Below are 8,831 nucleotides of genomic sequence, written 5' to 3'. Positions count from 1 at the left end.
TGGCTGAGGGGTTGGCTGAGGGGTTGGCTGAGGGCATAGAAATTGGTGAGCAAAGGGGCATAGAAATTGGTGAGCAAAGGGGCATCGAAATTGGTGAGCAAAGGGGCATCGAAATTGGTCAGATAAATCTGATTAAACGCCAATTACAACGAAAATTAGGTGAGCTTAATCAAGAAATTGAAGCTCGTTTATCAACCCTATCCTCAGAGCAGTTATCGGCTTTAGCTGAGGCTATTTTCGACTTTTCTAGTATAGCTGATTTATCCAGTTGGTTAGAAACCAATTGCCCTAATTGAACATAACTGAGACGATCGCCCACCAGACAAGTTACAATTTTACATTAAGGATAAATTAAATATGTCTTCAGATTCTATGAACAACGATCAAGCAATTTTAAATACTACCCAAGAACATGAGATTTTTGGCGATCGCGATTTACCATCTTGGTTAACCCAACAACAAATCAGCCTCGCTTGCACCACCTATCAAACTAGCAGATTAATGTTAATTGGTAGCAATCCCGAAACTAATACTATTTCTGGATATTGGCGAATCTTCGATCGCGCAATGGGGCTTTATTGCACTCGCAATCGCATCTATCTCAGTTCAAAATATCAACTTTGGCAATTAGAAAATGTGTTAGCTGCGGGAGCGCAATATCAAGGTTACGATCGCCTATATATTCCCAGAATCGGCTATACTACAGGAGATATCGACATTCACGATATTGCTGTAGATAAAGATAACCAAATTATTTTTATTAGCACATTGTTCAATTGTATCGCCACAGTGAGCGATCGCCATAGTTGTAAACCTCTCTGGAAACCACCTTTTATCTCCCAATATATCAACGAAGATCGCTGTCACCTCAACGGTTTAGCAATGGTAGAAGGAGAAGCAAAATATGCCACAGCCGTGAGTCAGTCGGATGTTGTAGATGGGTGGCGCGATCGCAGAAAAAATGGCGGTATAGTTATTGATATCCTATCTAACGATCTGATCGTCACAGGCTTGTCAATGCCGCACTCGCCCCGATGGTATCAAGATAAATTATGGCTGTTAAATTCGGGGAAAGGAGAATTGGGATATGTGGATTTAGACACAGGGAAATTTAGTGCGATCGCATTTTGTCCGGGTTATCTACGAGGCTTAGCCTTTTGGCAAAATTGGGCAATTGTTGGACTTTCCAAACCCAGAGGAGATGACAAGACATTTGGCGGTTTAGAACTAGATAGTTTACTCAAGACCAAAGATGCAGAGCCGCGCTGTGGTATCATGGTAATTGATATGAATACAGGCGCGATCGTTCACTGGCTGCGATTTGAAGGCATAGTCACAGAACTCTATGACGTGCAAATAATTCCTGAAGCGCAAAGACCAATGGCTTTAGGATTTCAGACAGATGAAATTGCCCAATTAATTACCTTAGAAACTTAAGGTCAAAACCTTAGTCTGCTAGGCGCTAAAACCACTTACGGATTTCGGCTTAAATTGACATCAATAGCTATTGTCATTTCCTTCGATCTTTCTTCCTTCTTTATTTTCAGGGGAATAAGCTAAAATGCCGATTCCCTCCGATTTAATCCCTTCCTTTGCTATTTACGCAATTCCAACCAATTTAGCGCTCAGATCCCACATCCGCTCAGCTTTCTCATCATCTCTTGCTTGGGGAGAAACTGTTTGTACAAAAGATTGACCATCTTTCTTCTGTCTATTTCCCCAACTCCAATAAGCACCAGACTGACGATATTCAGGATCGGCAACCACCGCCGCTACGCGCTCGCCAGATAATTCTTCCGACACGAAACCACCAGTAATATACTTCTGGAATAATGGGAAAATTTTCTGAAACAAAGGATAGTGATTGCGGAATAGAGGTGTTTCCGCAACACAGCCGGGATAAAGAGAAGTGAAAGTAATTCCCGTAGATTCGTGATAGCGGCGATGCAGTTCTCGCATCGTCAGCACGTTGCAAACTTTACTATCTTTATAGGCTTTGACAGGTTCAAATTTCTTACCATCAATCATCGAGATTGGTGCTTTAAAACCCTTTTCAAAACCTTCAAGATTGCCCAAATCTGGTCGCGGTGGAATCTTCCCGCCCAATTCGTCTGGGTTATGGGTGACAGTTCCCAAAATTACCAACCGCCGATCGCGAAAGCTGGATCTCTTCATATCCTCTAACATCAGGTTACAGAGGAGGAAATGACCAAGGTGATTTGTGGCCATACTCAATTCAAATCCGTCTGGACTTCGTAAGGGTTCCTTTAATAAAGGCATATAAATGGCAGCGTTACACACCAGAGCATCCAGCGATCTACGACTTGCCCGGAAGTTGTTCACAAACTCCCTGACGCTATATAAACTGCCTAGATCGATGTGCATTAGCGTGTAGCTATCGGTGGGCATTCCCAGCGCTTCGGCTGCTTTTTTTGCCTTGGATAAATCACGACAGGCCATGACTACGTGCCATTCCTTCCTTTTGGCAAAGGCTGAAGCAGCGTACAAACCGACTCCTGATGATGCGCCTGTGATTACAACTGTTAAATTTCGCTCTTGTGCCATACTGTTGTGAATTCGGTTAAGTTAGGGCTGAGGCATTATTTAGGTAATTCTGTCATTGCGAGTGAAACGAAGCAATGGGTAGCTTTAATTTTTTGCTATTTTTGTTTGTGTAAGTGCTATGACTGTTGTTGACTGTCTCTAGGCTGGGATTTGCAGGTCATTTACATTGAGGCGATCGCACACCTGACCTGAATTCTTACGATTTAAAGATTGGGGTCAGTCGATCTAAACTCCTTTTAGCAATAACTTTTAACTTGTAACCGACAGCAGTATAAATTTTGGGTGGGCGACTATCGTCCTCCCATCGGTTGTAATAATAGTTCTATTTTGTTCGTATAGCCATCCTCAACCTGATTGCTGGTAACAATCAGTATTTTACAGGTCGAGCATGGCTTTTGTGTTTCTAGCTGGGTGTAGATGTCAATACCTTCTAATGCTGTGCGATCGCAGCCAGCGTCTCAATCAACCACAGCCACGACTCACAGCTTGGGCGGCAAATCGTTACCTACTCAAGGTTTCAGCTATCCTAGATATAAATTTTACCTATTAACCTATCAGTTAGGTAAGTAGGTAAGACGGATTAGCAATTAGCAATTAGCAATTAGCAATTAGCAATTAGCCATTAGCCATTAGCCATTAGCCATTAGCCATTACCAATATTACTTTTGCACCAGTTTCACCTTAGTTGCTAAACCAAGTGCTTGCAAAAATTGAATTGTCATCCAAGTTAGGTCTATTTCCCACCATTTTAAACCGTGACGAGCCGAGTATTGAAATGCGTGGTGATTGTTATGCCAGCCTTCACCGTAGGTAACTAAAGCTACCCACCAGCAGTTAGTAGAACTGTCAGTTGTCTCGTAAGTGCGATAGCCAAATTTATGAGTAGCGCTGTTAACAAACCAAGTACAGTGATATACTAATGCTAGGCGAACAAAGATTGCCCAAACGACAAAAGGTAAACCCCCAATTAACAACAGTAAAAGACCAAAAGCAATCTGAATGGGGAGAAAATAATTTTGGAAAAACTTATACACTGGGTCGTCAGCAATGTCTTTTGTGCAGCGTTCGATAGTGTCAAGAGCCGGACAATGATAAAACATCCAACCGATATGACTCCACCAAAAGCCCCGCCGAGAATCGTGGGGATCTAGAGCTCCTTGATCGGAGTGTTGGTGGTGGACTCGGTGCAATCCCACCCAGTGAATTACTCCTCCTTGACCGGAAAGGACACCGCAAAAAACTAGAAAATATTCTACCCATTTTGGTGTCTGAAAACTACGGTGGCTAACTAGGCGATGCCATCCTAAAGTGATGCCTAAACCGCCTGTTACCCAGTGGAGAATAATGGCTAAACTAACGGCGGCCCAGTTAAAATTACTTGGGAAGAGGGCGCACAGGGCTCCAATGTGAACTACTGCCAAACTAATAATGTGCGTCCAATTGAGTTCTAGTTTGGGTTCGGTGGCAATTGTCATGCTCGATCTGGATAGAAAGTTTTGAGAAGTAAATGAGTTGTTTTTTTTGAGCGCAGACTCTCGGCAATGAGTTCGGTTCAGGCAATCAGCAATAGATTTCGATCCGTTACCAATTACCTATTACCTATTACCGATCGCTAATTTTCTGCTTCTGCGAGTTTTACTTTGGTGGCTAAACCAAGTGTTTGCAAAAATTTAATTGTCATCCAAGTCAGATCGATTTCCCACCATTTCAAACCGTGACGAGCGGAGTATTGAAAGGCGTGGTGGTTGTTGTGCCAACCTTCACCGTAGGTGAGGACTGCTACCCACCAACAGTTAGTGGAGCGATCGCCTGCATCATAGGTGCGGTAGCCGAATTTGTGGGTAGCGCTATTGACCAGCCAAGTGCAGTGAAACACGATGACTATGCGTGCAAAAACGCCCCAAACTACGAAAGGCCAACCGCCTAAGAAGTAGAGCAAGATGCCAAAGGCAACTTGGATGGGTATAAAGTAGCTTTGGAAAAATTTATAAACTGGGTCGTCAGCAATATCTTTGGTGTAACGGGGGATTTGATCTCTGATCGGCAGCTTGTAGAGCATCCAACCCATGTGACTCCACCAAAAACCTTGATTGGAATCGTGGGGATCTGGTTCAGTATCGGAGTGTTGGTGGTGCAACCTGTGCATTCCTACCCATTCAATCGGGCCGCCTTGGCAAGAGAGGGTTCCACAAAAAACCAGGAAGTATTCCAGCCATTTTGGGGTCTGGAAGCTGCGGTGCGTTACTAAACGGTGAAATGCCAAGGTAACGCCTAAACCGCCTGTTACCCAGTGCATAAATAGGGCTAGGGCGATGGCTGGCCAGCTAAAGTTACTAGGCAGGAGAGCAAACAAGGCTCCAATATGGAGAAATGCCATAAAGCCTATGATTGTCCAATCAGGGCTAAGTTTTGTTGAAGTTGCGATCGTCATGAAGATAAAAGGTTTACTAACTAAAGGGCCGCATCTGCGCCATAATAAACACCGCGCACTCAGATAGTGAGCGAGGTGAGGATGAATAGCACTGAACGGCTACAAGAAGCAGAGCAGGCACTCTTTCAGATTTTTTCTGGAATTGGCGCGACAGTCAAGCAAAATCTCAAACGAGTTCTTGATGCCTTTCGCCACCATCGCGTAGGTGTCCACCATTTTGCAGGAGTAACAGGCTACGGTCATGACGATTTGGGGCGTGAGACTTTCGATCGGGTATTTGCTGAAATCGTGGGGGCCGAGGCCGCTGCGGTGCGAGTCCAGTTTGTTTCGGGAACTCATGCGATCGCTTGCGCTTTGTTTGGCACTCTCCGTCCTGGAGACGAAATGCTGGCAGTAGCAGGTGCTCCCTACGATACTTTGGAAGAAGTTATTGGTCTGCGGGGTCAAGGTCAAGGTTCTTTAATTGAATTTGGCATTAGTTACCGCGAGTTGCCTCTGAGTAAGGATGGAAGCGTGGACTGGCAGGCTTTAAAATCTGCTGTTACAGACAAAACTCGCCTCGTTTTTATCCAACGTTCTTGCGGCTATTCTTGGCGACCGAGTTTATCAATTTCTGATATTGAAAAAATCGTTCAAATAGTCAAGCATCAGAATTCTAACACAATTTGCTTTGTAGATAATTGTTACGGAGAATTTGTGGATGAGTGCGAACCCCCAGCGGTAGGTGCTGATTTGATTGCGGGTTCGCTGATTAAAAATCCCGGCGGTACGATTGTGCCTGCTGGGGGCTATGTAGCAGGTAGAGCCGATTTAGTAGAGGCTGCAACTTGTCGGTTAACAGCGCCGGGAATTGGTAGTGCTGGGGGTGCGACTTTTGAGTTAAATCGTTTGCTATTTCAAGGTTTATTTTTGGCACCGCAGTTAGTGGGAGAAGCGATGAAGGGGAATCATTTAACTAGCTATGTTTTTTATAATTTGGGCTATAAGGTGAATCCTATGCCTGCGGCAAAAAGGCGAGATGTAATTCAGGCGATTGAGTTTGGTTGTGCCGAAAAGTTGGTGGCTTTTTGTAGGGCAATTCAGCAGAATTCTCCGGTGGGTTCCTATTTAGATCCTATCCCTGCACCGATGCCGGGATATGAGAGTGAGTTGGTGATGGCTGGTGGTACTTTTATTGATGGGAGTACCTCGGAGTTTTCTGCCGATGGGCCGTTGCGGGAGCCATATATTGCTTTTTGTCAAGGGGGGACTCATTGGACTCATGTTGCGATCGCGCTGGAAGCTGCGATCGATGCTGTCGGGCCAGCTTAGTAGTGATATCAATCTCAATAGCTAAATCTGGTGGTGGATCTACAGTTAAATCAATTCTGGTTCTTCCTCGCACTGCTGCTTGATTTTCGAGTAAAAACCATCATCAGCTTCGATTCCCTGATTAATAGATATTTTAAACATTCATTATGAGTGATTCTCAACTCCCAAGCACCCTACTTTACGAAGCCTTTATTTCCTATGGTCGGGCCGATAGTAAGGCTTTTGCTGCCAAACTGCAAGAACGACTACAGGGTAATGGTTTCAATGTTTGGTTTGATTTCAATGATATTCCCTTGGGGGTTGATTATCAAAATCAAATAGATGATGGGATCACCAAATCTGATAATTTTCTGTTTCTAATTTCGCCCCATTCCGTTAATTCTCCCTATTGTCTCAAAGAAATTGAACTAGCAATTAAATTAAAAAAACAAATTATTCCCCTCCTGCACGTTGGGCAAATTAGTCAGGAAACTTGGCAACAACGTAATCCTGGGAAGTCTGAAGCTGACTGGCAAATCTATCAAGAAAAGGGATTACATTCTAGTTTTTCCAATATGCACCCTGCGATTAGCAAAATCAATTGGATCTATTTTCAGGAAGGCATTGATGATTTTGAGAAGGGATTGAGTGGATTAATAGATATATTTCATCGTCATCAGGAATATGTAAAACAACATACTGTTTTATTAAATCTCGCGATCGCATGGGAACAGCAACAGAAACAAACTCGCTATTTATTGACTGGGGAAGAACGGCAAGCAGCAGAACTCTGGTTAAAAAAGAGGTTTAAGGAAGAACAAGCACCTTGTGAAGTTACATTGCTGCATTGTGAGTTAATTTGCGAGAGCATCAAGAATGCCAGTAATTTAATGACTCAGGTGTTTCTTTCATACTCAGAAGCGGACATTGATAGGATGCACCTAGTGCGGGAGATATTGTTACGAGAAGGGATAACTGTTTGGACAAACAAGACCGATATTCAAACTGGAGAAGTATTTGAGGAAGCAATAAATCGGGGGATTGAACAGGCGAATAATGTGGTCTATTTAATTTCGACCGAGGCGCTGACTTCCTACTACTGTCAAAAAGAAATTGATTATGCTCTGAGTCTGAGTAAAAGGATTGTTCCTTTGTTAATTAAACCAACAGATATAGCACAAATTCCACCAACGATCAGGGGATTACAATTTATTGACTTTACTGATAATCAGACTGAGGCAGATTTACGTAAAGATTTGGATGATTTGCTCAATGTTTTAAGGGAGGAGGAGAGTTATTACGAAGAGCATAAGATGCTATTGAGTAAGGCGCTGAAGTGGGAAGAACAGAAACGCAATCCGAGTATTTTATTGCGGGGATATAATTTGCGCCATGCGGAAGTTTGGTTGAAGGGAGCAGAACGGAAGACTCAACATCAGCCTACTAATTTACACAAAGAGTTTATTAATGAAAGTTTGCGTCAGCCACCAGCCGCATCTCTGGATGTATTTATTTCCTATTCAAGATCGGATTCTGATTTAGCTCGTCCTTTAAACGATCAGTTACAGATGCGGGGAAAGACAACTTGGTTTGACCAAGAAAGTATTGCATCAGGAGCAGATTTTCAGAAAGAGATTTATCTGGGAATTGAAAGTGCGGATAATTTTCTGTTTATTTTGTCACCACGTTCTATTAATTCTCCTTACTGTGCTGATGAGGTGGAGTATGCAGCTAAACTCAATAAACGTTTTATTACGATATTGCATCAGGATATTAATACAACTGAACTACACCCAGAGTTAGCGAAGGTGCAGTGGATTGATTTTAGGCAAAAAGAAGGGGAATTTTATGCTCATGTTAATCAATTATTAAGAACGTTAGATACAGACCGAGAATATATACAAAGTCATACTAAATGGCTACGTCGGGCGATTGAATGGGAACACCACAATAAGAATAATGATTTGCTGCTAAGAGGTAGTGAGTTTGCGATCGCGGAGGACTGGTTTAAAGAAGCAAGTAAAGCTAAAAAGCAACCGCCTACAACAGAATTACAGACTAAGTTTATTGACTCTAGTCGTAATGCGATCGATGCTGTCATTAAACAGGAAAAACGGCGATTAGTGGTATTAAGGTTGTTATTAGGAGTGATGACGTTAGTGGCGATCGCTGCTGCGATCGCTACCAAAATTGCTTTAGATAGTCATAAAAAAGCTAAACTTATTGTAGTTAAAGCTCAGGGAGAATATGCTTTATCGCTATTACATCCAAGGGAAGAAAAATTTGATGCTTTAATTACCGCGATTAAGGCTGGCAAGATGATGCAAAAAGAAAATATATCTGAAATAGCGGTGACAGCAGCCTTGGGAACCTCAGTTTTTGATGTTAAGGAACACAACCGTTTGGTAAAGCATAGTGATGGGGTCTGGAGCGTAAGTTTCAGCCCCGATGGTCAAACCTTGGCCTCTGGTAGTGGGGACAAGACAATCAAACTATGGGATGTAAAGACAGGGAAGGAACTTCGCACTATCAAAGGCCATAGTGA

At 43.0% G+C, this 8,831-nt stretch carries 8 protein-coding genes; 5 read left to right on the top strand and 3 right to left on the bottom strand.

The features are described 5' to 3' along the window. A partial coding sequence (locus tag PN499_RS08535; RefSeq protein WP_272031370.1) for a DUF4351 domain-containing protein occupies positions 1–296 on the top strand: 296 nt, incomplete at its 5' end. Positions 297–357: 61 nt separating this feature from the next. Then, on the top strand, positions 358–1,437 hold the full coding sequence (locus tag PN499_RS08530; RefSeq protein ID WP_334311667.1) for a TIGR03032 family protein: 1,080 nt from the start codon (positions 358–360) through the stop codon (positions 1,435–1,437). A 162-nt stretch (positions 1,438–1,599) separates the two neighbouring features. On the opposite strand, the gene PN499_RS08525 is transcribed toward PN499_RS08530, so the two are convergent. Next, a complete protein-coding gene (locus tag PN499_RS08525) occupies positions 1,600–2,565 on the bottom strand; it encodes a protochlorophyllide reductase (RefSeq protein ID WP_272031369.1) in 966 nt (321 codons plus the stop codon). A gap of 417 nt (positions 2,566–2,982) precedes the next feature. On the opposite strand from PN499_RS08525, the gene PN499_RS08520 reads away from it, so the two are divergent. After that, positions 2,983–3,135, top strand: a complete 153-nt coding sequence (locus PN499_RS08520) for a hypothetical protein (protein WP_272031368.1) — start codon at positions 2,983–2,985, stop codon at positions 3,133–3,135. Positions 3,136–3,224: 89 nt separating this feature from the next. Here PN499_RS08520 and PN499_RS08515 read toward each other — a convergent pair whose 3' ends face one another. Then, on the bottom strand, positions 3,225–4,040 hold the full coding sequence (locus PN499_RS08515; RefSeq protein ID WP_272031367.1) for an acyl-CoA desaturase: 816 nt from the start codon (positions 4,038–4,040) through the stop codon (positions 3,225–3,227). A 137-nt stretch (positions 4,041–4,177) separates the two neighbouring features. Continuing rightward, on the bottom strand, positions 4,178–4,996 hold the full coding sequence (locus PN499_RS08510; RefSeq protein WP_272031366.1) for an acyl-CoA desaturase: 819 nt from the start codon (positions 4,994–4,996) through the stop codon (positions 4,178–4,180). Positions 4,997–5,077: 81 nt separating this feature from the next. Between PN499_RS08510 and PN499_RS08505 the strand changes: the two genes are divergently transcribed. Both PN499_RS08505 and PN499_RS08495 read left to right on the top strand, forming a co-directional pair. Then, positions 5,078–6,307, top strand: a complete 1,230-nt coding sequence (locus tag PN499_RS08505) for a methionine gamma-lyase family protein (protein WP_272031365.1) — start codon at positions 5,078–5,080, stop codon at positions 6,305–6,307. Positions 6,308–6,453: 146 nt separating this feature from the next. Further along, a partial coding sequence (locus PN499_RS08495) for a toll/interleukin-1 receptor domain-containing protein (RefSeq protein ID WP_272031364.1) occupies positions 6,454–8,831 on the top strand: 2,378 nt, incomplete at its 3' end.

Source organism: Kamptonema animale CS-326, assembly GCF_028330895.1.
GTDB lineage: Bacteria > Cyanobacteriota > Cyanobacteriia > Cyanobacteriales > Microcoleaceae > Kamptonema > Kamptonema formosum.
This window is presented reverse-complemented; position numbering and strand designations above follow the sequence as displayed.